21 protein-coding genes are annotated in these 25,843 nt (G+C 64.9%); 12 read left to right on the forward strand and 9 right to left on the reverse strand.

The features are described 5' to 3' along the window. Positions 1 to 110: 110 nt before the first annotated feature. Together IVA87_RS29905 and IVA87_RS29910 are read left to right on the forward strand one after the other, a co-directional pair. Positions 111 to 578 carry an Hsp20 family protein gene (locus IVA87_RS29905; protein ID WP_247299220.1) on the forward strand — a complete coding sequence of 156 codons (468 nt, stop codon included), beginning with the start codon at positions 111 to 113 and terminating at the stop codon, positions 576 to 578. A gap of 306 nt (positions 579 to 884) precedes the next feature. Then, on the forward strand, positions 885 to 1,655 hold the full coding sequence (locus IVA87_RS29910; protein WP_247299218.1) for an alpha/beta hydrolase: 771 nt from the start codon (positions 885 to 887) through the stop codon (positions 1,653 to 1,655). A gap of 130 nt (positions 1,656 to 1,785) precedes the next feature. On the opposite strand, the gene IVA87_RS29915 is transcribed toward IVA87_RS29910, so the two are convergent. Continuing rightward, complete coding sequence (locus tag IVA87_RS29915) at positions 1,786 to 2,565, reverse strand: hypothetical protein (protein ID WP_247299216.1); 780 nt, start codon at positions 2,563 to 2,565, stop codon at positions 1,786 to 1,788. 486 nt (positions 2,566 to 3,051) lie between these two features. On the opposite strand from IVA87_RS29915, the gene gltB reads away from it, so the two are divergent. Continuing rightward, entirely contained in the window at positions 3,052 to 7,785 is a 4,734-nt protein-coding gene (gene gltB, locus IVA87_RS29920) for a glutamate synthase large subunit (protein WP_247299212.1), read from the forward strand. Between the two features lie 155 nt (positions 7,786 to 7,940). Continuing rightward, positions 7,941 to 9,392: a glutamate synthase subunit beta gene (locus IVA87_RS29925; RefSeq protein WP_247299210.1), complete on the forward strand. Its 1,452-nt coding sequence runs from the start codon at positions 7,941 to 7,943 to the stop codon at positions 9,390 to 9,392. A 202-nt stretch (positions 9,393 to 9,594) separates the two neighbouring features. On the opposite strand, the gene IVA87_RS29930 is transcribed toward IVA87_RS29925, so the two are convergent. Next, on the reverse strand, positions 9,595 to 11,349 hold the full coding sequence (locus IVA87_RS29930; protein WP_247336535.1) for an outer membrane beta-barrel protein: 1,755 nt from the start codon (positions 11,347 to 11,349) through the stop codon (positions 9,595 to 9,597). Positions 11,350 to 11,541: 192 nt separating this feature from the next. Here IVA87_RS29930 and IVA87_RS29935 point away from each other — a divergent pair, with 192 nt between their 5' ends. Then, complete coding sequence (locus tag IVA87_RS29935) at positions 11,542 to 12,549, forward strand: KpsF/GutQ family sugar-phosphate isomerase (RefSeq protein WP_247299206.1); 1,008 nt, start codon at positions 11,542 to 11,544, stop codon at positions 12,547 to 12,549. Positions 12,550 to 12,708: 159 nt separating this feature from the next. Here the strand turns inward: IVA87_RS29935 and IVA87_RS29940 are convergent, their stop codons facing one another. Further along, complete coding sequence (locus tag IVA87_RS29940; RefSeq protein WP_247336611.1) at positions 12,709 to 13,260, reverse strand: carboxymuconolactone decarboxylase family protein; 552 nt, start codon at positions 13,258 to 13,260, stop codon at positions 12,709 to 12,711. A gap of 83 nt (positions 13,261 to 13,343) precedes the next feature. Between IVA87_RS29940 and IVA87_RS29945 the strand changes: the two genes are divergently transcribed. Then, the gene (locus IVA87_RS29945) at positions 13,344 to 13,667 is read left to right on the forward strand and encodes a helix-turn-helix domain-containing protein (RefSeq protein WP_247299204.1); all 324 of its coding nucleotides are present in this window, start codon (positions 13,344 to 13,346) and stop codon (positions 13,665 to 13,667) included. A gap of 39 nt (positions 13,668 to 13,706) precedes the next feature. Here the strand turns inward: IVA87_RS29945 and IVA87_RS29950 are convergent, their stop codons facing one another. From IVA87_RS29950 to hemH, 3 genes are all read right to left on the reverse strand, one after another. After that, the gene (locus tag IVA87_RS29950) at positions 13,707 to 14,150 is read right to left on the reverse strand and encodes an NfeD family protein (RefSeq protein ID WP_247299202.1); all 444 of its coding nucleotides are present in this window, start codon (positions 14,148 to 14,150) and stop codon (positions 13,707 to 13,709) included. Between the two features lie 16 nt (positions 14,151 to 14,166). After that, a complete protein-coding gene (locus tag IVA87_RS29955) occupies positions 14,167 to 15,165 on the reverse strand; it encodes an SPFH domain-containing protein (RefSeq protein WP_247299201.1) in 999 nt (332 codons plus the stop codon). A gap of 218 nt (positions 15,166 to 15,383) precedes the next feature. After that, on the reverse strand, positions 15,384 to 16,421 hold the full coding sequence (hemH, locus tag IVA87_RS29960) for a ferrochelatase (protein ID WP_247299199.1): 1,038 nt from the start codon (positions 16,419 to 16,421) through the stop codon (positions 15,384 to 15,386). An 80-nt stretch (positions 16,422 to 16,501) separates the two neighbouring features. Here hemH and IVA87_RS29965 point away from each other — a divergent pair, with 80 nt between their 5' ends. Beyond that, positions 16,502 to 16,900 (forward strand): MAPEG family protein, encoded by a 399-nt coding sequence (locus IVA87_RS29965; RefSeq protein ID WP_247299197.1) that lies wholly within the window; start codon positions 16,502 to 16,504, stop codon positions 16,898 to 16,900. A 69-nt stretch (positions 16,901 to 16,969) separates the two neighbouring features. Here IVA87_RS29965 and IVA87_RS29970 read toward each other — a convergent pair whose 3' ends face one another. Genes IVA87_RS29970 through IVA87_RS29980 form a run of 3 tightly spaced genes read right to left on the reverse strand, consistent with a single transcriptional unit; the run spans position 16,970 to position 20,792 of the window. Beyond that, positions 16,970 to 18,076 (reverse strand): nickel/cobalt transporter, encoded by a 1,107-nt coding sequence (locus IVA87_RS29970; protein WP_247299195.1) that lies wholly within the window; start codon positions 18,074 to 18,076, stop codon positions 16,970 to 16,972. Then, entirely contained in the window at positions 18,073 to 18,711 is a 639-nt protein-coding gene (locus tag IVA87_RS29975) for a DUF1007 family protein (RefSeq protein ID WP_247336538.1), read from the reverse strand. Before IVA87_RS29975 ends, IVA87_RS29970 begins: the two co-directional genes overlap by 4 nt. Beyond that, complete coding sequence (locus IVA87_RS29980; protein WP_247336541.1) at positions 18,711 to 20,792, reverse strand: M3 family metallopeptidase; 2,082 nt, start codon at positions 20,790 to 20,792, stop codon at positions 18,711 to 18,713. The genes IVA87_RS29975 and IVA87_RS29980 overlap by 1 nt, the downstream gene beginning before the upstream one ends. A 137-nt stretch (positions 20,793 to 20,929) precedes the next feature. On the opposite strand from IVA87_RS29980, the gene IVA87_RS29985 reads away from it, so the two are divergent. The 5 genes from IVA87_RS29985 (at position 20,930) to IVA87_RS30005 (ending at position 25,768) form a co-directional block, all read left to right on the forward strand. Further along, entirely contained in the window at positions 20,930 to 21,184 is a 255-nt protein-coding gene (locus IVA87_RS29985; RefSeq protein WP_247299190.1) for a hypothetical protein, read from the forward strand. A gap of 691 nt (positions 21,185 to 21,875) precedes the next feature. Then, positions 21,876 to 23,018 carry a type III PLP-dependent enzyme gene (locus IVA87_RS29990; protein ID WP_247299188.1) on the forward strand — a complete coding sequence of 381 codons (1,143 nt, stop codon included), beginning with the start codon at positions 21,876 to 21,878 and terminating at the stop codon, positions 23,016 to 23,018. A 131-nt stretch (positions 23,019 to 23,149) separates the two neighbouring features. Beyond that, positions 23,150 to 23,737, forward strand: a complete 588-nt coding sequence (locus IVA87_RS29995; RefSeq protein WP_247299187.1) for an N-acetyltransferase — start codon at positions 23,150 to 23,152, stop codon at positions 23,735 to 23,737. A 149-nt stretch (positions 23,738 to 23,886) separates the two neighbouring features. After that, positions 23,887 to 24,276: a RidA family protein gene (locus tag IVA87_RS30000; protein ID WP_247277705.1), complete on the forward strand. Its 390-nt coding sequence runs from the start codon at positions 23,887 to 23,889 to the stop codon at positions 24,274 to 24,276. A 49-nt stretch (positions 24,277 to 24,325) separates the two neighbouring features. Then, positions 24,326 to 25,768, forward strand: coding sequence for a homospermidine synthase (locus IVA87_RS30005; RefSeq protein ID WP_247277706.1), 1,443 nt, complete (start codon positions 24,326 to 24,328; stop codon positions 25,766 to 25,768). Positions 25,769 to 25,843 lie beyond the last annotated feature (75 nt).

The following is a 25,843-nucleotide window of genomic DNA, read 5'->3' on the forward strand; positions in this document are numbered from 1 at the left end:
GCAGGCCGCTACCAGTGTTTCGGAACCGGAACATCAGGCTGCACACAGACGAAAGCCCGGCCCGATTGGCGGGCGGGTTACCCAACAGTCGCTCTATGGAGGACTTGACCATGCGTAGCTATGATCTCACCCCGTTCTATCGTTCCACCGTCGGCTTCGACCGCCTCTTCAGCCTGCTCGACCAGGCAACATCGGACGGCAGCCCCGGTTATCCGCCCTACAACATCGAGCGCACCGGCGAGAACGCCTACCGCATCACCGTTGCGGTCTCGGGCTTCGCCAAGGATGAGCTCTCCATCCTCGCGAAGGAAAACACGCTGACGATCAAGGGCGAGAAAGTCGCCAACGAGAACTCGCAATCCGAAGTGCTCTACCGCGGCATCGCCGCGCGTGCCTTCGAGCGCGCCTTCCAGCTTGCCGATTTCGTGCAGGTGAAGGACGCCTCGCTCGAGAATGGCCTGCTTCACGTCGACCTCGTACGCGAGATTCCCGAGGCCAAGAAGCCGCGCCAGATCGCGATCAACACCAGCGCCCCGAAGGCGCAGGTGATCGAGAGCTCCGCGCAAGCCGCCGCGTAAAGGCACGTCACTTCCAAGTTACGAAAACGCCCCGGTGCCCCGGGGCGTTTTTTCGTTCGTGGTCACGCCTCCCGCCGTCGTTCTGGCGAAGGCGACGACCCACACCCCAGCGAGACGATTGGCGAAGACTCGCCGTCCGGCACGAACACCTCACCTCGGCCGATGACCTATGGGTTCTGGCCTTCGCCACGACACCGTTTTCTGTGCCGCTATTGCACCGCATCACAGAGCAGTGAAGTCGCGTAACGCGGCCACCCTTCCCTCCGTCCTATGATCATCGAAACCAAAACGAGACGGAAAAGGATCATGACACTCTGGCGCAGCCTTTTCGTCGCCGCGAGCCTTTTGGCGGCCCCCATCAGCCTTGCCGACGCGCAGACACCGCAAACGGTGAAAGCCAACAACGTCGTGCTGGTGCACGGCGCCTGGGCCGACGGCTCGAGCTGGTCGGAGGTGATCCCGATCCTCCAGGCCGCAGGCCTGCACGTGACCGCCGTGCAGAATCCGCTGTCGTCGCTGGCGGACTCGGTCGAGGCGACCAAGCGCGTACTGGCTGAACAGGACGGACCGACTGTGCTGGTCGCGCATTCCTGGGGCGGCACCGTGATCAGCCAGGTCGGCACTGACCCGAAGGTCACCGGCCTCGTCTATGTCGCTGCACGTGCTCCCGACGCGAACGAAGATTTCGTCGCGCTGTCCAAGCAGTTTCCGGCGGGACCTGCCCGCGCAGGCATTGTCGAGCGCGACGGCTACACAAAACTCTCGGAAGACGCCTTCCTGAAATATTTCGCCAATGGCGTGAAGCCGGAGCAGGCCAAGGAGCTCTACGCGGTGCAATGGCCAACCGCCGCCTCAATCTTCGCCGGCCGCACCACGGAAGCTGCATGGCATAGCAAGCCGACCTGGTACGCGGTGTCGAAGAACGACTACACCATCAATCCCGATCTCGAACGTTTCCTCGCCAAGCGCATGAACGCCACCACGATCGAGCTCGATGCCGGCCACCTCTCGCTGGTGTCGCATCCGAGGGAAGTGGCGAAGCTGATCCTGAACGCGGCGGGGTATGGGCATAGCTGAGGAACGATGGCCTGATGCAAAGGCGCCCGAGATTGTCGGGCGCCTTTATTTTTTCCCACATCTCTCCGCAGCGTCCTGGTCAAGCCAGGACAACACCGAGGACACGGGCCGTCGCTCAAGCAGCAGCTCGCTAATCCAGACCCTGTGCGGCCGGCATCTCCTGGGTCGGCATGATCGCCGGCGCCGGCTTGGCCTGAGCGGCGGTTGGCGGGGCCGCCTGCGGAGCAGCCTCGGCAGGCTTTGCGGCCACGGCAGTGGTCTGCTGCGCGCGCTGTGCCTGTGCCGGCGGCGGCGCCTGAGCCTCCTGCCGCGCGGGTTCGGCCGGCTTCGCCGCGGCCACCGGGCTCGCCCCGAGCCGCGGGGCGGCCTTGGGCAGCGGCACGGTGCGGCTGGCGACATGCGGAATCGAAGCCGGCGGGCGCGGCGGGCCGCTGCGGATCACGATCGGCGGCGGCAGCGCGCTTTGCGGCCCGTAAGGCGCGACCGCGCGCTCGTCATAGGCGGGCGCCATGCCGTAGGCGTCACTGGCGGGCATGAAGCGGATGATCCGTCCGTCGCGGGCGTCGATCACCAGCCGGCCATCGTCGCCGCGAGGGTCGATCACTGCGATGGTGTAGACGCTGCCGCGCAGGCGCGGGATGCCGAGCGGCGAGAAGCCGTTTTCGCGCAGCACCGCATAGACCTCGCTCGACGGCAGCAGCACCGGGGCCGGACCGCGCCCCTCGGAGCCGTAGCCATAGCCGTAACGCGGCGGCGATGGCGGCGCGGCCTCCGGCGGCGCATAGGGTCCGTCGAAATCCGACACTGCGATAACGGCCCCTCTCGCGATACCGTTCGGGGGAACCTGCGCATGGCCCGCACTTGCGGCCAGAGCCAGGGCGGCAGCCACACATCCTGTGAAAAACTTCATGGTCGAGACGCTCCTGTCAGGCCCCCCGACGGCGGCCCTCTTTCGCTTCGCGCGGCGTGGCGCGCCTTCCGAAGGGTTGATCCGAAGCTTCATTTGGGATTTCGGCGGCCGCGGGGCCGGATCGGGGCACGTCTGCTTCAAAACCGGGGCTGCGGCCCTATGAAAGAGGGAAATGACACCTCGGGAATCGGGACTTGTGCGCGCTTGTGTGCTAGACAAAAATTTGGCAAGGTGATGGTTAGGACAGGAAAGCTGTCTCAATTTTGCTTGCGGTCCCGGCATGGGGATTGCAGCGAAAGCGGTGCTCTCGAGCGCCGGAAGGTAGCAGGCAAAGCCGTTCTCGGGGACGAAGAACGCCTAGGCCTGAATTTAAGAAAATGCGGCTCGCTAGCGGACGAGCGGTGACCCAGAGGCGGGTGCCGCGGAACGCCCAAGGTGCGCCGAAGATGGCGGTGAGGCAGCTTGCCGCATGGAGAGGACAGGACAATGAACGGGTCGCAATTCGGGCGCGCAAACATCGTGGCAGAACAGCTGTCGGCGACGGTCGCCTCGAAAACGACCGATCCGATTCAGGAACACAATTCGCGCCCCAAAGCCGAAGGCCTGTACGATCCGAGCCTGGAGAAGGACTCCTGCGGCGTCGGCTTCATTGCCAACATCAAGGGCAAGAAGTCGCACGAGATCGTCGCGGACGCGCTGAGCATCCTCTGCAACCTGGAGCATCGCGGCGCCGTCGGCGCCGATCCGCGCGCCGGTGACGGTGCCGGCATCCTCGTGCAGATCCCGCACGCCTTCTTCAGCCGCAAGGCGAAGGAGCTCGGCTTCGCGCTGCCGAACCCGGGCGAATATGCCATCGGCGCGCTGTTCATGCCGCGCGACACCGCCTGGCGCAACGTCATCAAGAGCATCATCGCCGACCAGATCAAGGAAGAGGGCCTGACGCTGCTCGGCTGGCGCGACGTGCCGACCGACAATTCCTCGCTCGGCATCACCGTGAAACCAACCGAGCCGGCCTGCATGCAGGTGTTCATCGGCCGCAACGGCACCGCCAAGACCGAGGACGAATTCGAGCGCCGGCTCTACATCCTGCGCAAGTCGATCTCGCAAGCGATCTACCAGCGCCGCGACCGCGGACTTGCGGGCTATTACCCCTGCTCGATGTCCTGCCGCACTGTGATCTACAAGGGCATGTTCCTCGCCGACCAGCTCGGCAAGTACTATCCCGATTTGCACGAGAAGGACTTCGAGAGCGCGCTGGCACTCGTTCACCAGCGCTTCTCGACCAACACCTTCCCGGCCTGGTCGCTGGCGCATCCCTACCGCATGATCGCGCATAACGGCGAGATCAACACGCTGCGCGGCAACGTCAACTGGATGGCGGCGCGCCAGGCCTCGGTGAGCTCCGAGCTCTACGGCAAGGACATCAACCGGCTCTGGCCGATCTCCTATGAGGGACAGTCGGACACCGCCTGCTTCGACAACGCGCTCGAATTCCTGGTGCAGGGCGGCTACTCACTGCCGCACGCCGTCATGATGATGATTCCGGAGGCGTGGGCCGGCAATCCCTTGATGGATGAGAAGCGCCGCGCCTTCTACGAATATCACGCCGCGCTGATGGAGCCGTGGGATGGCCCCGCCGCGATCGCCTTCACCGACGGCCGCCAGATCGGCGCCACGCTCGACCGCAACGGATTGCGGCCGGCGCGCTATCTGGTGACCAAGGATGACCGCATCGTGATGGCGTCCGAGATGGGCGTGCTGACGATCCCCGAGGACCAGATCATCACCAAGTGGCGCTTGCAGCCGGGCAAGATGCTGCTGGTCGACCTCGAACAAGGCCGCTTGATTCCCGACGACGAGATCAAGGCCGAGCTTGCCAAGAGCCATCCCTACAAGGAGTGGCTGGAGCGGACCCAGATCGTGCTGGAGGAGTTGCCGAAGGTGCCGACCACCGGCGTGCGCTCCAACCTGTCGCTGCTCGATCGCCAGCAGGCGTTCGGCTACAGCCAGGAAGACATCACCATCCTGATGACGCCGATGGCGGCCACTGGCGAGGAAGCCGCGGGATCGATGGGCAACGATACGCCGATCTCGGCGCTGTCGGACAAGGCCAAGCCGCTGTTCACCTACTTCAAGCAGAACTTTGCGCAGGTCACCAACCCGCCGATCGACCCGATCCGCGAAGAGCTGGTGATGAGCCTCGTCTCGATCATCGGGCCGCGGCCGAACCTGTTCGATCTGCAAGGCATGGCCACGACCAAGCGCCTCGAAGTGCGCCAGCCGATCCTGACCGACGCGGACCTGGAAAAGATCCGCTCGATCTCCGACGTCGCCGAGTCGCACTTCAAGTCGCGCACGCTCGACACCACCTTCCACGCTGGCCTCGGGGCGGCCGGCATGGACCAGGTGCTCGACGAGCTCTGCGCGCGCGCTGAGAGCGCCGTGCGCGAGGGCGTCAACATCATCATCCTGTCCGACCGCATGGTCGGCACCGACCGGGTGCCGATCCCGTCGCTGCTGGCCTGCGCCGCCGTGCATCACCACCTGATCCGCACCGGCTTGCGCACCTCGGTCGGCCTCGTCGTCGAATCCGGCGAGCCGCGCGAAGTGCATCACTTCGCCTGCCTTGCCGGCTACGGCGCCGAAGCGATCAATCCTTACCTCGCGTTCGAGACCATCATCGCGATGAAGGACCGCCTGCCCGGCTCGCTCGACGACTACGAGATCGTCAAGCGCTACATCAAGTCGATCGGCAAGGGCCTGCTCAAGGTGATGTCCAAGATGGGCATCTCGACCTACCAGTCCTATTGCGGCGCGCAGATTTTCGACGCAGTCGGCCTTAAGGCGGACTTCGTCGCAAAGTTCTTCGCCGGCACGCACACCCGCATCGAGGGCGTCGGTCTTTCCGAGATCGCCGAAGAAGCGGTGCGCCGCCATGCCGACGCGTTCGGCGAGGCGCAGGTCTACAAGACCGCGCTCGACGTCGGTGGCGAATACGCCTATCGCAGCCGCGGCGAGGACCACGCATGGACCGCCGAGTCAGTGTCGCTGCTCCAGCACGCCGCCCGCGGCAATTCGCAGGAGCGCTATCGCACCTTCGCAAAAATCCTCAACGAGCAGTCGGAGCGCCTTTTGACGCTGCGCGGCCTGTTCCGGATCAAGAACGCGGAGGAGGAGAAGCGCAAGCCGGTGCCGCTCGACCAGGTCGAGCCGGCCAAGGAGATCGTCAAGCGTTTCGCAACCGGTGCGATGAGCTTCGGCTCGATCTCGCGCGAGGCCCATACCACGCTCGCGATCGCGATGAACCGGATCGGCGGCAAGTCGAACACCGGTGAAGGCGGCGAGGAAGCCGACCGCTTCAAGCCGATGCCGAACGGCGATTCCATGCGCTCGGCGATCAAGCAGGTCGCCTCGGGCCGTTTCGGCGTCACCACGGAGTATCTCGTCAACTCCGACATGATGCAGATCAAGATGGCACAGGGCGCCAAGCCCGGCGAAGGCGGCCAGCTGCCCGGTCACAAGGTCGACGCGACCATCGCCAGGGTACGGCACTCGACGCCGGGCGTCGGCCTGATCTCGCCGCCGCCGCACCACGACATCTACTCGATCGAGGATCTGGCGCAGCTCATCTACGACCTCAAGAACGTCAACCCGGCGGGCGACGTCTCGGTCAAGCTCGTCTCCGAGATCGGCGTCGGCACGGTCGCCGCGGGCGTCGCCAAGGCGCGCGCCGACCATGTCACCATCGCGGGCTTCGAGGGCGGCACCGGCGCTTCGCCGCTGACCTCGATCAAGCACGCCGGCTCGCCCTGGGAGATCGGCCTCGCCGAGACCCATCAGACGCTGGTGCGCGAGCGGCTGCGCAGCCGCATCGTGGTCCAGGTCGACGGCGGCTTCCGCACCGGCCGTGACGTCGTGATCGGCGCGCTGCTGGGCGCCGACGAGTTCGGCTTCGCCACCGCGCCCTTGATCGCGGCCGGCTGCATCATGATGCGCAAGTGCCATCTCAACACCTGCCCGGTCGGAGTCGCGACGCAGGATCCGGTGCTGCGCAAGCGCTTCACCGGCCAGCCCGAGCACGTGATCAACTACTTCTTCTTCGTCGCGGAAGAAGTCCGCGAGATCATGGCTTCGCTCGGCTTCCGCACCTTCAACGAGATGGTCGGCCAGGTGCAGCTGCTCGACCAGACCAAGCTGGTCGCACACTGGAAGGCCAAGGGCCTCGACTTCTCAAAGCTGTTCGTCAAGCAGAAGGAAGAGAACGGCCAGAAGATCTATCATTCCGAGCGCCAGAACCATCATCTGGAGGCCGTGCTCGACCGCACGCTGATCGAGAAGGCGACGCCTGCGCTCGACCGCGGCGCGCCGGTGAAGATCGAGGCCGCGATCAACAGCACCAACCGTTCCGCCGGCGCCATGCTGTCGGGTGCGGTCGCCAAGATCTACGGCCATGCCGGCCTGCCGCACGACACCATCCATGTCAGCCTCAAGGGCACTGCCGGACAGGCCTTCGGCGCCTGGCTGGCCCACGGCGTCACCTTCGAGCTCGAGGGTGAGGCCAACGACTATGTCGGCAAGGGCCTCTCGGGCGGCAAGATCATCGTCAAGCCGCCGAGGAACTCTGCGATCGTGCCGGAAGAGAGCATCATCGTCGGCAATACCGTGATGTACGGCGCGATCGAGGGCGAATGCTACTTCCGCGGCATCGCCGGCGAGCGCTTTGCCGTGCGCAACTCGGGCGCGGTCGCGGTGGTCGAGGGCGCGGGCGATCATTGCTGCGAATACATGACCGGCGGCATCGTGGTCGTGCTCGGCAAGACCGGGCGCAACTTCGCGGCGGGCATGTCCGGCGGCATCGCCTACGTGCTGGACGAGGCCGGCGATTTCGACCGGCTGTGCAACCTGTCGATGGTCGAGCTCGAGCCGGTGCTGTCGGAAGAGCTGATCAATGCCGGCACCTATCACCATGCCGGTGACCTCGAGGCGCATGGCCGGGTCGACGTGTTCAAGAACTTGCTCGCCTCCGACGTCGAGCGGCTGCACGTGCTGATCTCTCGCCATGCCAAAGCGACCGGCTCCAAGCGCGCCGCCGACATCCTTGCCAATTGGAAGGAATGGCTGCCTAAATTCCGCAAGGTGATGCCGGTCGAGTACCGGCGCGCGCTGCGCGAAATGGCCGCCAATGCGGACGCCGAGCCGAAGATCGCAATCGGGGCGTAGAGAATAACCTCATGGTGAAGAGGCGCGGAGCGCCGTCTCGAACCATGAGGCCACCATCCGGGCCTTCATCCTTCGAGACGCGGCGCGAAAGGGCGCCGCCCCTCAGGATGAGGAGTGAGAGAGCAAACGACTAAGCGGCAGGGACTACGGGTTTAATGGGCAAGATCACCGGTTTTCTTGAAATCGAACGGCATGACCGCAAGTACATCCCGGTCGCCGAGCGCGTGAAGCATTTTCACGAGTTCGTCGTTCCCCTCTCCGAGAAGGAGGTGCGCGACCAGGCCGCGCGGTGCATGAACTGCGGCATTCCCTATTGTCACGGCACAGGCTCGGTCGCGCCCGGCACGCCGGGCTGCCCGGTCAACAACCAGATCCCTGATTGGAACGATCTTGTCTATCAGGGCAACTGGGAAGAAGCCTCGCGCAACCTGCACTCGACCAACAATTTCCCGGAGTTCACGGGGCGCATCTGTCCGGCGCCGTGTGAAGCCTCCTGCACGCTCAACATCGACGACAATCCCGTCACCATCAAGACCATCGAATGCGCAATCGTCGATCGCGCCTGGGACAATGGCTGGGTGACGCCGGAAGTGGCTACCGTCAAGACCGGAAAGAAGGTCGCCGTGATCGGCTCGGGTCCGGCCGGCATGGCCTGCGCGCAGCAGCTCGCCCGCGCCGGCCACGACGTGCATCTGTTCGAGAAGTACGCCAAGGCCGGCGGCCTGCTGCGCTACGGCATCCCCGACTTCAAGATGGAGAAGGGCATCATCGACCGCCGCGTCAAGCAGATGGAAGCCGAAGGCGTCACCTTCCACTACAACAGCCATGTCGGCGCCGACGGCAATGTCGATCCGCGCGAGATGCTCAACGAGTACGACGCTGTCGCACTGACCGGCGGCGCCGAAGCTCCGCGCGACCTGCCGATCCCCGGCCGCGATCTCGAAGGCATTCACTACGCGATGGACTTCCTGCCGCAGCAGAACCGCCGCGTCTCCGAGGAGCCGCTCGGCGGCGTCCAGGAGATCCTGGCCGGCGGCAAGCACGTCGTCGTCATCGGCGGCGGCGACACCGGATCTGACTGCATCGGCACCTCGCTGCGCCAGGGCGCGCTCTCGGTGACCCAGCTCGAGATCATGCCCGCCCCGCCCGAGCGCGAGAACAAGGGCCTGACCTGGCCGAACTGGCCGCTGAAGATGCGCACCTCTTCCAGCCAGGCCGAAGGCGCCATCCGCGAATTCGCCGTGCTGACGCAGAGGTTCTCGGGCGAGAACGGCAAGGTCAAGAAGCTGCACTGCGTGCGCGTCGACGACAAGTTCAAACCGATTGCCGGCACGGAGTTCGTGCTCGATGCCGAGCTCGTCCTGCTCGCGATGGGCTTTGTGCATCCCGTGCACGAGGGCCTCTTGAAGCTGCTCGCGGTCGAGCTCGACGCTCGCGGCAACGTCAAGGCCAACACACTGGACTACCAGACCTCGCGCCCGAACGTGTTCACCGCCGGCGACATGCGCCGCGGCCAATCGCTGGTGGTCTGGGCGATCCGCGAGGGGCGGCTGTGCGCACGGTCGATCGACACGTTCCTGATGGGGAAGACGGATCTGCCGCGCTAGTCGCCGGCTCGCGCTGCAGCCAGCTTCAAATGACGCTGTCATCGTCCGCGAAGGCGGACGATCCAGTATTTCCAGAGGCTCTCCTTAGAGAGCACGCACTCACCAGATCCGCCGCGGCGCACTGGATGCCCCCGCCTGCGCGGGGCATGACAGCGGAGTGGGGACGAGAGAGCGTGGCCTCGAGCGACGCGCCCCGTCTTACCTAGTTCTGCAGCCTCACCCCCAGCATCACTACCGTCCCCGACGAGCTCGCCCCCGCGACGTTCGAATCCAGAATGTCGTGGCGCAGCGTGCCCTTGATCCAGATGTTGCGGTTGAGCTTGTAGATCAGATTGCTTTCGAGCGAGTAAGTCTTATCGTTGCGATTCTGGTTCTGGTAGTCGAGCGTGCCGTAGGTGAACTTGCCCACGGCGGTGAGCCAGCGGCGGAAGTCGTGGTCGACTTCGGCCGAATAGGTGCGCACCAGGACGCCGGAAGAGCCCGGGATCGTGGTCTCGGCGATCTGCGTGTCGGTGAAGAACTTCACGGTTGTCAGGCCGCTCGCATTCCAGATCAGCGAGCCCGTGGTGAGGAAGCCCGCGAGCTGGCTGAGGCGCGGGTCGACATAGTTGCGCGCGGAATAGCCGATCGAGATCTCGCCGGTGAGGATGCGCGAGAACTCGAAGGAGGAGCCGACCTTGGCATAGCCGCCGTTTGAATCGCGGAAGTAGCCGTTGCGGTCGGCGGCCTGGTCGTGCACGCGGGTGTCGCCCTGGATTTCCAGGAAGGGCTTGAGGCCCGGCTTCAGATCGTAGGAGAACCGGCCCACGCCGCCATATTGGTTGAAGTCGCGGTCGGTATTGGCAAAGGTCGACCCGTCGATGAGCTTTGAATCGGTGTAGGCGGTGCGATCGACGGTGGCGCCGGCGGCGACCTGGAAACGGTTGAAGGTCTGGTCGAAGCCGACGGTCGCGCCATAGGCGGCGTAGACCGGAAATTTCTGAAGACCCGCCTGCACATTCGGGCTGCCGGGATTGTCGGTGGCGAGCCGCAGGCGGAGCTGCGAGGTCAACCTGAAATCGCGGGTGACGTCGAGGCGGCCGTCGACATGGCCGGTGAAATCGGGGCGATCGACCTCGACCGGCGACGGCGAGGCGAAGCCGTTGATGGTCGCCGGCATGTTGTTGGTGTAGCCCGAGAACGAGCCGCGCAGATCGGCGACCAGCGCGTGGCGCTCCCAGTCGGACACCACAAGCAGATCAGGCGCGACCACATAGGCCGGCGAACCGACAGGCTTGTTGAGACGCGCTGGATTTGTGTCGTAGCCGGCGGAGAGCTCGAGCCCGCCCTTGATCAGGAAGCTGCCGGCATAGTCCCCGACCGCGCCGAACGGATCCTCGTCCAGCTTGAGGCGGCGGCGCAGCGGCTGGCCGGGCACGTTGCCGGCCATCGCCGGCGGCACTGGCGTCCTGTGCGCGGTTTCGGAGGGTGGCGGCGCGATGCGCGGCGGGCCGAGCGTCCGCTCCAGCGTTGCCGGCGCGACCTTTGAGCCGGGGCCGACGGGGCGCTTCGGCTTCGGCTGTCCGGGATAGAGTTTTGGCTGCTGCCGCTTGCGGTTGAGCGAATCGTAGCCGGAGCCGCTCGCGCCGTTGGCCGCGGGCAGGCCATAGGTCGGGACCTGACCGGTCGGGCTTTGGCCGGCGCGCGAGATCGCTGGGGGCTGCTGGCGCCTGCGCGGATCGTTGGGATCGGGCAGCGTCGGCAGCGCGTCCGATGGCGCCTGCGGCACGCCGGCGGTGCGCCGTGTCGGCAGCGTCTCGGGCGCAGCGAAGCCGCCGCGGTTGGGATTGAACAGATCAGGCGTGAGGCTCTGGGCCAGAGCCGGTGCACGCTCGAGGGCCGTCAGCATCAGGCACGGCAATACGGCGCGCAGGAAATGCGCGCGTTTGCTCCGGCCGGTGCCTGGAGGCGACCCCACGATGGAAGAACTCCAACGAAATCAACTACTTTCACGACGAGCTCCCACCGCTTGGCGGGAACCATCGTTAATGGACTTAAAACAATTATGGTTAATGACCAGTTGAGGGATTTGGCCGGCGCGTCGCCTCGCCTGCCCGGGCGTGCTAAGCAGGTGCCAACGGGCGAACGCTCCTCCTCCCTGGACCTGAACATGCCGAGTTCGAAACCGCTGATGACCGCATCATCCGGCCCCATTGCTGATAGCGTCGAATCCGCGCTCCGCACGCTGGAGACGGAGAGCGGCGGCATCAACGCGCTCGCCGCCGCCCTGCGCGGCCCGCTGGGTGCGACATTTGCGAGAGCGGTGGACCTGATCCGCAACGCCAAGGGCCGCGTCATCGTCACCGGGCTCGGCAAATCAGGCCATATGGGCCGCAAGATCGCGGCGACGCTGGCCTCGACCGGCACCCCCGCCTTCTTCGTGCACGCGGCCGAGGCCGGCCATGGCGATCTCGGCATGATCACGTCCGACGACGTCATCATGGCGCTGTCCTGGTCAGGCGAGCAGCCGGAGATGAAGAACCTCGTGAATTATTCTGCGCGCTTTGCGATTCCCATGATCGCAGTGACGTCGAGCGCGGCGTCCTCGCTGGGCCAGTCCGCCGACATCGTGATCGAGCTGCCGAAGGCACGCGAAGCCTGCCCGCACAATCTGGCGCCGACCACCTCGACGCTGATGCAGGCCGCGATTGGCGATGCCATCGCGATCGCGCTGCTCGAAGGCCGCGGCTTCACCGCGCTGGAGTTCGCGCATTTCCACCCCGGCGGAAAGCTGGGGGCGATGCTGAAATTCGTCCGTGACTACATGCGCACCGGCACGGAAATTCCGGTCAAGCCGCTCGGCACCAAGATGTCGGAGGCCGTGGTCGAGATGTCAGCCAAGGGGCTTGGCTGCGTCTGTATCGTCAATGATGCGGATGAGGCCGTCGGCATCATCACCGACGGCGACCTGCGCCGCCACATGCGCCCCGACCTGCTGGCTGCGTCGGTCGATGAGATCATGACGACTGAACCGAAGACGGTGCCGCCGTCGATGCTCGCGACCGAGATGATCGAGGTGCTGAACACACGCAAGATCACAACCCTGGTCGTGACCGAAGCGGGCAAGGTGGTCGGCATCGTGCATCTGCACGATCTGTTGCGGGCGGGCGTGGCGTAAGGCGCACACACTCCAGGGAGTCATTCCGGGGCACGCCCGTTTGGGCGCGAACCCGGAATCCATTCATCTCCGAGATCGCTGCCCAATGGATTCCGGGTTCACGCTTCGCGTGCCCCGGAATGACACCGAGGGTGTGGCGCGCAATGACGGCGGAGAGACCTACGCCGGAAACCGCGCCGCGTTCTCCTCCAGCGGCAAGCGCAGCCCGTTCGCCAGATACGACACCGTGCGATAGAAGCCGCACAGCAGCATGATTTCCAGGATCTGCGCCTCGTCGTAATGCGCGGACAGCGCGGCGAACTCCTCGTCATCAAGCGTCGCACGATGATGCAGCGCGTCGACGGCCGCAATCAGCGCCTGCTCGGCCGGCGACCAGCACGGTGACATGGCGTCGCCCAGCACCGTCGCACGCACCTCATCCTCCGTGAGCTTTGCCGGCCCGGCAAAGATGGCGACATGCACGCCCCATTCATACTCGCATTCGTTCAGCGCGCAGGTGCGGTCGATGATGATCTCGCGCTGGCGCAGGGACAGCGGGCCGGGATCGAGCAGGCCGCCGGCGCGAAACTTGTCCCAAGCGCGGCTGTGGCTTGCCATCGCCCTGAACAGCACCAGGGGCGGTGCGCCGCGCATGATGCGCTCGAACTGCGCCTGGATCTCCGGGGGATAAGGCGGATCGAGCGGCGCAATACGCGGCGAGGAGGGTGACATGGCAGAAGACATGGACTGCTTCCGTTGCTACAATTATCGTAGCAACACGCTACATTATCTGTAGCGCTACGCAACAGGCCGGTATGGCAAAGCAGCCAGCATCAGAACGCCGCGTCCGCGGCTCGCGCACCGGGCGGCCGATCATGGCGCTGCTGGACCTGCTCGGCCGGCGCTGGAGCCTGCGGATATTGTGGGAGTTGCGCGGCGAGCCCCTCACCTCGCGCGCGCTGCGCAGCGCCTGCGACGAAGCCTCGCCGACGGTGCTGCAGGCGCGGCTGACGGAGCTGCGCGCAGCGGGATTCGTCGAGCTTGGCGAAGGCGGAGGTTACGCATTGACGCCGCTCGGACGCGAGCTGTGCGAGACATTCATGCCATTGCACCGTTTTGCCGAGCGATGGAAAAGGTAGCGATCTTGTTTACCTCCCCTGGAGGGGTGGGCAAGGAAGCTACGCCGCGGCCACAGTAAGATTCGCGCCATCGACCTGCACGACTTTCACGCGCGTCCCGGCCGGAGTGTCAGGGCCAGCCACGCGCCACACCGTGTCGCCGATGCGGACGGTGCCTGCGCCGTCAATGATCGGCTTCTCCAGCGTGAACTCGCGCCCTAACAGCGCCTCGGTGCGCTTGTTGAGGAAGGGGCTGGCGCTGGCGTCCGGCTTCGGCCGCGCCAGGCGGCGCCACACCGGCACGGCGGCGGCAGCGAAGACTGCGAACATCACGAGCTGGATCTGCCAGGACACGGTGACAGTGAACGAGATCAGGCCGACCAGCAGCGCGGCGAGCCCGAGCCAGAACAGGAAGATGCCCGGCGCCAGCACCTCCAGCGCCATCAGGATGAAACCGAAGATCAGCCAATTCCAGGTGCCGAGCGATACCAACATGTCGGCCATGATACGACCTCTTTGATTATCCCTGCGGCGGCGCGGCCGGCGGCGTGCTGCCGGTCGGCGGCACCGAGCCGGGACGGCGAGCGAGCGCAGCGGACGCGGCGCTCTCGCCGAACGTCGCCTTGGCGATCTCGCCGATGCCGGCGAGCGAACCCAGCATGCTCATAGCTTCGACCGGAAGCATGATGACCTTCTGGTTTGGCGAGTCGGCCAATTGCCCGAACGCCTTGATATACTTGTCGGCGATGAAATAGTTCAGCGCGGCGACATCGCCCTTGGAAATCGCTTCGCTGACCATCTGGGTTGCCTTGGCCTCGGCCTCCGCCGACCGCTCGCGGGCCTCGGCGTCGCGGAACGCAGCTTCCTTGCGGCCTTCGGCCTGGAGGATTTGGCCCTGCTTGGCGCCCTCAGCGCGCAGGATTTCCGACTGGCGCTGGCCTTCGGCGGCGAGAATGTCGGCGCGCTTGACGCGCTCGGCCTTCATCTGCCGGCCCATGGCCTCGACGAGGTCGGCTGGCGGCACGATGTCCTTGATCTCGATGCGGTTGACCTTGAGACCCCAGGGCGAGACCGCGGCATCGACGACGCGGAGCAGGCGCTCGTTGATCTCGTCGCGGTGCGAAAGCACCTGATCGAGATCCATAGCCCCCATCACCGAGCGGATGTTGGTCATGGTCAAGACGGTAATGGACTGGGTGAGGTTGGAAACCTCGTAGCTCGCTTTCGCGGCGTCGAACACCTGATAGAAGGCGACGCCGTCCACCGTCACCGTGGCGTTGTCCTTGGTGATCACCTCCTGCTCGGGAATGTCGATCACCTGCTCCATCATGTTGATCTTGCGCCCGACGCGATCGAAATACGGCACGATCAGATTGAGCCCGGGGCTCAGCGTCTGCGTGTATTTGCCGAAACGTTCGATAGTCCAATCATAGCCCTGCGGCACCGTCTTCACGCCCGCCACCAGCGTAACGATGACGAGCAACACCAGAACAATCGCGAAAATGTCGAAACCGCTCATATCTCCTCCAAACGGGAAAAGGCCCTTTCCCGCGCTGTCATTGGTCGGGATCGCAACCCTACCGGTTCAGCGGTCGCGACTAACGTCGGTACCGGCGCGATTCTGCACAAGACGTACAGAACGGGAATGGCAACGATTATGTATTTGCGAGGGCGCTCTTGAAAGGATGCGGCGCGGACCTAGCGCCAAAGGTTGGATTTGCCGCCCCATCGTAAACGTCAAATCCAGCCCTGAAGCTCGCGCAGCACCAGGGAGCGGATCACGTCCATGCCGGGTTCGCTGTCGTTGAGACAGGGGATCGCGGAAAACTGCTCGCCGCCATTATGTTTGAAGATCTCGGCATTCTCCTGCGCGATTTCCTCCAGCGTCTCCAGGCAATCGGCGGCAAAGCCCGGGGTCACCACCGCGATGCGGCGCACGCCGTCTTTCGCCAGACGCTCCATGGTCTTGTCCGTATACGGCTGAAGCCACTCGTCATTGCCGAAGCGCGACTGGAAGGTCAGCAGCAGCGTTGTCTCGTCCATGCCGAGCCGGCGGCGCAGCGCCTCCGTCGTGGCGATGCAGTGGTTCTGGTATGGATCACCCTTGTCGACGTAGGACTTCGGCATGCCGTGGAAGGACGCCACAATCAGCTCCGGCTTGAACGGCAGGCTCGCCAGATGCGTCTGGACCGAGGTTGCGAGCGCCTCGATATAGGCCGCGTCCGCGTAGTAAGGCGGCGTCACCCGCAGCGTCGGCTGCGCCCGCAGGCGGGCGAGCACGCGGAACACCTCGTCGCAGACGGTCGCCGAGGTCGAGGCGGAATATTGCGGATAGAGCGGGACGGCGAGGATGCGCTCGCAGCCTTTTGCGATCAGCGCGTCGATGCCCGCCTGGATCGACGGGTTGCCGTAGCGCATCGCCCAGTCCACGACGACATGACTGCGATCCGACAGCGCGATCGCGAGCTTGTCGGCTTGCGAGCGCGTGATGGTCTTCAGCGGCGACTCGTCCCGCTCGTTGTTCCAGATCTTGCGGTAGTCCAGCGCCTTGGTGCGGGGGCGGCTGCGCAGGATGATCCCGTTCAACACCAGCTTCCAGACCAGGCCCTGGTCCTCGATGACGCGGGCATCCGAGAGGAACTCCTTCAGATAGACCCGCACGCCGGACGCGTCAGCAGTATCGGGCGTTCCAAGGTTGATCAGAAGCACGCCAACGCGGGGCAGAGCGGATTGAGCTGCCGGTTTCGCGCTTTCGATGGGAACGACGCTGGTCATGGCTCCGTGGGTCGCGCGTTGCTCCGAACTTGTCAAGATGAGGCCGATTTCGCTAGGGTCGCACCCAAGCGGGAGGGAAGATGACACTCGCGGAATGGTGCGTCCTGGGAGCGCTGCTGCTTTACCTTGCAACGATCGTCTCGATCAAATGGGCCAGGTTTCGCACGTTCGACAATTCCCAGCCGCGCGACCCCGCCTTCTTCGAGGACGCCCTCGCGCAGCGCGCGCTCGGCGCGCACCTGAACGGCATCGAGACCTTCCCGTTCTTCGCCTTCGCGGTGCTGCTCGCCGAATTCCGGGATTCGCCGCAGCGGCTGATCGATGAGCTCGCGGCACTGTTCCTGATCGTGCGGATCGCCTATGTGCTGACCTATCTCGGCAACCGCCCGACGCTGCGCTCGATCCTCTGGAGCATCGGCTTTGCCATCAATCTCGGGATCTTCTTCATGCCGGCCTTAAAGCGGTTTCTGCCGGTTTAAGGTGCCGTGCCCGCACGCGGTCCGGCGCCCTATGCGCTGCTCCGCAGAGCCGGGGCACGCGAGCGCGGCTCAAAAACACGTTGTCCGTTCAGCGGCGATGTAGCCGAACAACAGGCCGACGCCGAATAGCAATACCAGGCCGGCGGCGCCGAACTCGATGCCGCGCATGACGAGGGCGCCGCCCCCGTCGCGGCCGGCGCTGAGGCGCGCGGCAATGTTCTTAGCCGAGACCGCGACGACCGCGATGGCAGCGACCGTGATCGCGGTGCCGAGCCCCATCAGGAAGGTCGCGGCGATGCCGGCCCAGAACAGGCCCTGCGCCAGCGCGAACACCAGGACCAGGATCGCGCCCGAGCAGGGGCGGATGCCGACGGTCAGGATCGCGGCAAAGCCGCGCTGCCAGCCGCCGGGGCCGGCGAGTTCGCTCGGAGCGGGCCCATGGGAATGACCGCAGTGCTCGTCATGGACGTGGCCATGCCCATGCTCATGGCGAGCGTGGCTGCGATCGTGATGGTGATGATGATCGTGGCCATGATGATCATCCGCATCATGGCCGTGGCCATGGTCATGCGGCACGCCTGCCATCGCTGGCACCGGCTGGGCTACCTGAAGCGCGCGGATGAAGGCGCCGCCTTTGACCCAGACAAGGCGCAGGCCGAACAGCGCAATCAGGCCATAGCTCGCGATCTCGATCGCGCCTTCCGCCTTGCACATGGTCTTGGCGGTCGCATTCAGGATCCAGGCGGAGATCCCGACAATCAGGATCGCCACCAGCGACTGCATCAGCGCGGAGGCGAACGACAGCGCGATGCCGCGCCGCGCGGTCTCGCGATTGGCGACGAGATAAGAGGCAATCACCGCCTTGCCGTGGCCGGGGCCGGCGGCGTGAAAGATGCCATAGGCAAACGAGATAAAGAGCAGCGTCCACACCGCCGAGCCGTCGGACTTCGCGGCGCGGATGGTCGCCGACATCTGGCGATAGAACTCCGACTGTTTTGCCAACAGCCAGCCGATGAGGCCGCTGGCTTCAGGCTCCGCCGCCTGCGTGGGCCGCGGCGCGCCGAACGGATTTTGCGCAAGAAGATCGTGGAGCGCGGCGTCGGCAGCTGCCACCACGAACCAAACCGCGGCGCTGGCGAGCAGCCCGCGCGCGAACGGGGAGAGATACGGCTTCAAGGGCAATCCACGGTGATCTTGTTGGCGAACATCATGCCGAAATTCGAGTTCTCGCCATTCAGGAAGGTCTGCTCGTTGAGCTTCTGCGCACTCGCGGTGCCGTCGTTCGGTCGCTCCAGCTTCATCTGGCAGCCGGCGGGCGCGCCGACCAGCTTGACCGGATTGTCCTTGGCCATCTGGAAGTCGATGAAGAAGGAGCGGTCGAACACTTCGAGCATCAGCTGCCTGGGCTTGACGGGGTTCTTCAGCGGCAAAGTGAAGCGCAGGGTCAGCACCGTATCCTTGTAGTCGAGGAAGTAGTCGACCGGCTCCTGGAACCGCTCCTTCTTGCCGTCGGCCTTCGCGAAGGTGAAGTAGGCGTATTCCTTCAGCGACTCGACATTGGTCTGCGCCAGCGGCGTTAGCTCCTCGCGCGTATAGGCGCCCTTGGTCTTGCTCTCGAGCCCCTGCACCGCATAGGCCGAGAACATGTCGTCGAAGGTCCAGGCGTGGCGCACGCCGGTGATGGTGCCGTCGGCCGCGAAGAGCAACTCGCTGGTCGCGGTGATCCAGACATGCGGATGCGCGCGCGCCGGCCCCGCTGCGAGCGACAGGCCGGCGGCGAGCAGCAGGCCGAGAAGGACGCGCATGCCCATCACGCCGCCTTCGCGGCGTCGAGCAGGCCGCGCCGGCGCAGCAGCGCGTCCGGCTCCGGCGGGCGGCCGCGGAAGGCCTCATAGGCGGCTTCCGGATCAACCGATCCGCCCGAGGCGTAGATGTCGTCGTGCAGGCGCTTGGCAACGGCAGGGTCGAAGATGTCGCCGGCCTCCTCAAACGCGCCGAAAGCGTCGGCGTCCATCACCTCCGACCACATGTAGCTGTAATAGCCGGCGGCATAATGATCGCCGGTGAAGATGTGGCCGAATTGCGTGGGCCGGTGACGCAGCGCGATCTCCTCGGGCATGCCGATCTTCTCCAGCTCGCGTCTCTCGAAGGCGCGCACGTCCTGCGCGGCGCAAGCCGGCTGAGTGTGGAATTCGAGGTCGATCAGCGCCGAGGAGACGAACTCGACAGTGGCAAAACCCTGGTTGAATTTTCGCGCGGCAAGGAAGCGCTGCAGGAGGTCGTCCGGCAGCGGCTCGCCGGTCTGGTAGTGGCGCGCGAACTTTTGCAGCACCTCGGGCCGCTCCTGCCAGTGCTCGTAGAGCTGAGACGGCAGCTCGACGAAGTCGGTGAACACGGAAGTGCCCGACAGCGAAGGATAGGTGACGTTGGAGAGCATGCCGTGCAGGCCGTGGCCGAACTCGTGGAACAGGGTGCGGGCGTCGTCCGGCGACAGCAGCGAAGGCTCGCCCCCGGCTCCCTTGGCAAAATTGCAGATATTGAGAACCAGCGGCGCGACCTCGCCGTCGAGCTTCTGCTGATCGCGCAGCGAAGTCATCCAGGCGCCCGAGCGCTTCGAGGGCCGGGCAAAGTAGTCGCCATAGAACAGCGCCTTGTGCTTGCCGTCCCTGCCCTTCACCTCCCAAACCCGAACGTCCGGGTGCCAGACCGGAACGTCGCTGCGCTCCTCGAAGGTGATGCCGAACAGGCGCGTGGCGCAGTCGAAGGCGGCGGCGATCATGTTGTCGAGCGAAAGATACGGCTTGATCGCAGCGTCATCGAAATTGGCACGCTGAAGACGCAGCTTCTCGGCGTAGAAGCGCCAGTCCCAGGGGGCGAGCTTGAAGTTGCCGCCTTCGGCCGTGATCAATGCCTGCATGTCGTCGCGGTCGGCGAGCGCGCGCGCCCTCGCCGGCGTCCAGACCCGCTCCAAGAGGCTCCGCACCGCTTCCGGCGTCTTGGCCATCGAGTCTTCGAGACGATAGGCGGCGAAGGTCGGGTAGCCCAACAGCTTGGCGCTCTCTTCGCGCAGCTTCAGGATCTCGACGATGGTTGCGTTGTTGTCATTGGAATTGCCGTTGTCGCCACGCGCGATGAAGGCCTTGTAGACCTTCTCGCGCAGGTCGCGCCGCGCCGAGCTCTTCAGGAACGATTCGACCGAGGAGCGTGACAGCGTGACGATGGCCTTGCCTTCCATGCCGCGCTCTTCTGCCGCAGCCTTGGCGCCGGCGACGAAGCTCTCCGGCAGGCCCTCGCGGTCCGCCTCCCCGAGCTCCAGGAACCAGTCCTGCTCGTCGCCGAGCAGGTGATGGCTGAAGCTGGTGCCGAGCTGGGCGAGCCGCTCGTTGATCTCCGCCATCCGCGTCTTGGCCTCGTCGGAGAGGCCGGCGCCGGAGCGGTGGAAGCGGGTGTAGGTGCGCTCCAGGAGGCGCAGCTGCTCGGGCGTGAGACCGAGATTGGCGCGGTTCTCGTGCAGCTGGGCGATGCGGCCAAACAGCACGGCGTTCATCATGATCGGATTCCAGTGCCGCGCCATCCGCAAGGAGACCTCCTTGTCGATCTCCAGGATGGCCGGGTTGGAATGCGCCGAGACGAGGTCGTAGAAAACCGCCGCGACCTTGTTCAAGAGCTTGCCCGAGCGCTCCAGCGCCGTGATGGTGTTGGCGAAGTCGGGCGCGGCCGGATCGTTGGTGATCGCCGCGATCTCGGCGGCATGGTCGGCGAAGGCCTGCTCGAAGGCGGGCAGGAAGTGCTCCGGCTTGATCTCGTCGAAAGGCGGGGTCGCGAACGGCGTCACCCAGGCCTTCAGCAGCGGGTTGGTCTCGGCGTCCGTAATTTGGCGGAGTTCTGACATCACAAGTCCCGGTTTTTGAGCCGATTTGTTGTGGCCAGCTATAGCACGCGATGGGGCTTTTTTGGGCCGTTTGCCCTTGCTCCCGACCGCCTTTTCGGGGAGATTGCGGCCCTCGAAGACACGGGGTCCCTGAACTCATGAACGCGCCTGCCTCCTCTTCCCGCCAGATTGCCTGGCCGAGCGTCATCACCGTCATCAGCGCCGCCATCCTGATCGGCGCGGAGGTGTTCGGCGCGGCGTTTGCCGGCGGCTGGGCGCTCGCAATCCTGTTCGGGCTCGGCGACCAGGGCGCGCACATCCTCCAGGCCGTGCTGTTCGCACTCGGCGTGCTGGTGATGACCGCGTTCATCCGCACAGCTCAGCGCATCGAGCCGTTCACGAAGCGCCGCTGACGCGTCTTCGCGCGCGAGATACGCGCGCTGCACGAAAAAACTTAACGCTCGTTCATCTTCCGCCTCGCTCGCTCAACACTGCGCAAGCAGGTGTTAGGCAATTCTGTTCTCAGCCTAAAAAAATTCTTGCGAAGCCGATTCAAAACGCTTATGTGCGGACTTGCCCAATTTCGCACGTGCCTGTGGTCGTGTGTCAGTCGGTAGGTATCCGGACAAGAGGCCGGACAGCCGCCAAGGGGTGAAGAAGCCGAGGGGCTCTTCGGACGTGCAGAAGCCGGAAGACTTGAAAGTCGAAAGACTGAAAAGTCGACGGACTGAAAGCAAACCCGGAGCGCCCAGCATCTCTCTCAAGGGATGCCTTGTCGAAGGTGACTTCACTCTTTGCAACCGTGACTGGCAGCCGGAGGCGAACCGGCGCACCCCGCTCTCAACGGGGGACGCGACTTAAAGCAACGACGGATCGGGCTTTTTTGGTCTCTACCGGCAGTCCAACGCCGGCGCGGGCTACTGAAAAGGCTTGTCCTTCATTGCCAGGTGTGCGGGCGGGAACACTCCCAACCAATCCACGGCAGCACAGTCTGGTTTGAGTTTTTTGGCTTCGTCGCGCCTCCATCGCGCGATTTGGCCAGAGCGCTCTTATCCGACGTCATGTTTTGAACGGGCCCGTCGCTGGGCCGTTTGGGAGAGTGCCATGACCGAACGTATCCAGGAATTCCTGCGCAACCGCCGCAAGGATGGCCTCGACACCGAGCCGTGCCTCGTCGTCGACCTCGAGGTCGTGCGCGACAATTACCAGAGCTTCGCCAGGGCGCTGCCCGACAGCCGCGTGTTCTACGCCGTCAAGGCGAACCCGGCGCCGGAAGTGCTGGCCCTGCTCGCCTCCATGGGCTCCTGCTTCGATACCGCGACCGTCGCCGAGATCGAGATGGCGCTGGCCGCTGGAGCGACGCCCGACCGCATCTCCTTCGGCAACACGATCAAGAAGGAGCGCGATATCGCGCGCGCCTTCGCGCTGGGCATTCGGCTTTTCGCTGTGGACTGCGCCGCGGAGGTCGAGAAGGTCGCCCGTGCCGCCCCCGGCGCGAAGGTGTTCTGCCGCATCCTCTATGACTGCGCCGGCGCCGAATGGCCGCTGTCGCGCAAGTTCGGCTGCGACCCGGAGATGGCGGTGGAGGTGCTCGACCTCGCCAAGCGCCTTGGTTTGGAGCCGTGCGGCATCTCTTTCCATGTCGGCTCGCAGCAGCGCAAGGTGAAGGCGTGGGACCGTGCGCTGGCGATGGCCTCGCAGGTGTTCCGCGACTGCGCCGAGCGCGGCATCAATCTCTCCATGGTCAACATGGGCGGCGGCTTCCCGACCAAGTACCTCAAGGACGTGCCGCCAGTGGTGACCTACGGCCGGTCGATCTTCCGCGCGCTGCGTAAGCACTTCGGCAACCAGATCCCGGAGACCATCATCGAGCCGGGCCGCGGCATGGTGGGCAATGCCGGCATCATCGAGTCCGAGGTCGTGCTCATCTCGAAGAAGAGCGACGAGGACGAGGTGCGCTGGGTGTACCTGGACATCGGTAAGTTCGGCGGTCTCGCCGAGACGATGGACGAGTCGATCCGTTACGCCATCCGTACCCGTCACGACGGTGCGGACATGACGCCGTGCGTGCTCGCGGGCCCGACCTGCGACAGCGCCGACGTGCTGTACGAGAAGACCCCGTATCCGCTCCCCGTGACGCTCGAGATCGGCGACAAGGTGCTGATCGAAGGCACCGGGGCGTATACGTCAACCTACTCGTCGGTGGCGTTCAACGGCATCCCGCCGCTGAAGACGTACCACATCTGATCCGCCTCTCTCTTGGGGCCTGACGAACCCGGGAGCCGGCTTGCCGGCTCCTCCCTCACAATTTCGATTTCTGACGACGTCTTGGACCGATGTGCCTCTCGCATGTCCGTTCAAGCGGGGACTGACGCGCCATGACTGCTCCTCGGAAGCCACAGATCGCCCTCACTTCGAAAGCCGCTCCGTTCGCGATCCGAGCGGAGCGTGCTGCCGACGTCGCGATGCGTGAAGCGTTGCTCGATGCCTGCTTTGGCGAGAACCGCCATGGCCGGACCTGCCAGCGCCTGCGCGACGGACGCGCCCCCGCCGCAGGCCTTGCCCTGTCGGCCGTGCGCGAGGGACAGCTCGTGGGAACCGTGCGGCTGTGGCACGTCAGCGCCGGAGGCAGGCCCGCTCTGGTCCTCGGACCGCTGGCGGTCGACCCTGCCTGCCGCGAGCTCGGGATCGGCGCCGCGCTGATGCATCAAGCGCTGGCCGCCGCCCGGGCGCGCGGGCATGGTGCCGTGATCCTGCTCGGCGACGCCCCGTACTACGCTCGCTTCGGCTTCTCGCCCGAGAAAACCGGCGCGTTGTCGCTGCCCGGCCCGTTCGAGCGCAACCGGCTGCTGGCGATCGAGTTTGCGGAAGGTGCGCTCGACGGCGCCGCAGGGATGATCGTTCCGACCGGAGCGGCCCTGCCCAAACGGAGGGCGGTTCGCGCTCTCCAGGCACACGCGGCCTAAGGCATTGCGGTGATCGCAACGACCGAAGCCGCAGCCAGCGGCCATGCCCGGCTGCGGCTGACTTGATGCGTTCGTTTGGGGTTGCACGGGCCCGAGAAACGCCCTTTAAACCCGCGAAACATCCCCCTCTTCAGTTGAGGTCCGAGAGCATGTCCCGTCGCCTGATTTCCACCGGCTCCCCATTCGAGAAGGCCGCCGGCTATAGCCGCGCCGTGATCGACGGCGAGTTCGCCTTCGTCGCGGGAACCACGGGCTATGACTACACGACGATGACGATGCCGGCCGACGTCACGAGCCAGTCACGCAACTGCTTCAAGACCATTGAAGCCGCCCTGAAGGAGGGTGGTTTCGAGATGGCCGACATCGTCCGCGCGACCTACTACCTCACAGACATCAAAGACGCTGACGCCCATTTCGCCGTCTGCGGCGAAGTCCTCGGCGACATCCGCCCGGCCGCAACGCTTCTGGTCGTCTCGGCGCTCTACAAGCCTGAGATGAAGGTCGAGATCGAAGTCACCGCCAAGCGCCGCAGCGCCTGATCCACACCGTCGCTCTTTGTCTGCCATCACGTTCCGGAGAAACCATCCCATGAGCCCCGCCTCGCAGATCTACGCGAAGATCACCGGTCCCATTGTCATGGTCGGCTTCGGCTCTATCGGCAAAGGCACGTTGCCGCTGATCGAGCGGCATCTCGATTACGACAAGTCGCGCGTCACCGTGATCGATCCCAAGGACGAGGGCCGCAAGGCGCATTGCGAGAAGCACAATGTACGCTTCATCCAGAAGGGCGTGACCAAGGACAATTATCGCGAGTTGCTGACCCCGCTGCTCACCGAAGGCGGCGGTCAGGGCTTTTGCGTCAATCTTTCGGTCGACACCGGCTCCACCGACATCATGGAGCTCTGCAACGAACTTGGCGCCCTCTACATCGACACCGTCAACGAGCCCTGGCTCGGCTTCTATTTCGATGCTTCGAAGGGCCCGGAAGCGCGCTCCAACTACGCTCTTCGCGAAGTGACGCTGGCCGCCAAGAAGGCGCGCCCCGCGGGCTCCACGACGGCCGTTTCCTGCTGTGGCGCCAATCCTGGCATGGTCTCCTTCTTCGTCAAGCAGGCGCTGCTCAACGTCGCCGCGGATCTGAAGCTCAATGCCCCCAAGCCGAAGACCAAGGCCGAATGGGCGGACCTGATGCGGCAGGCCGGCGTCAAGGGCATTCACATCGCCGAACGCGACACCCAGCGCTCCAGGAACCCGAAAGAGCCTGACGTCTTCGTCAACACCTGGTCGGTGGAAGGTTTCCTGTCGGAAGGCGTGCAGCCCTCAGAGCTCGGTTGGGGCACCCATGAGAAATGGATGCCGGAGAATGCGCGGACCCACGAAGCGGGCTGCGGCGCCGCCATCTATCTGATGCAGCCGGGCGCCAACACGCGCGTGCGTACCTGGTGCCCGACCCGCGGCGCGCAGTATGGATTCCTCGTCACCCACAACGAGTCGATCTCGATCTCCGATTACTTCACGGTGCGCGACGCATCGGGCACCGCGATCTATCGGCCGACCTGTCACTATGCCTATCATCCGGCCGACGATGCCGTGCTCTCGCTGCATGAAATGTTCGGCCGCGCGGCGAAGATGCAGGAAAAGCACCACATCCTCGATGAGAACGAAATCGTCGACGGAATCGACGAGCTCGGCGTGCTGCTGTTCGGCCATGACAACAATGCCTATTGGTACGGATCGCAGCTCTCCATCGAAGAGACCCGCAGGCTTGCGCCCTACCAGAACGCCACCGGCTTGCAAGTGACCTCCGCCGTGCTCGCCGGCATGGTATGGGCGCTGGAGAATCCGAACGAAGGCATCGTCGAAGCCGACGAGATGGATTTCGAACGTCTCTTGGAAATCCAGCTGCCCTATCTCGGCCCGGTGAAGGGCTTCTACACCGATTGGACGCCGCTGACCGATCGTCCGGGACTGTTCCCGGAAGATATCGACACGAGCGATCCGTGGCAGTTCCGGAATATTTTGGTGCGGTGAGGGCTCTGCTGTCATGTCCGGCCTGTCCCGGGCATCGACGCACTTTCTTTCGCGGGACGCCAAGAACGTGGACGG

The sequence above is a fragment of the Bradyrhizobium sp. 147 genome, assembly GCF_023073935.1.
Taxonomy (GTDB): Bacteria; Pseudomonadota; Alphaproteobacteria; order Rhizobiales; family Xanthobacteraceae; genus Bradyrhizobium.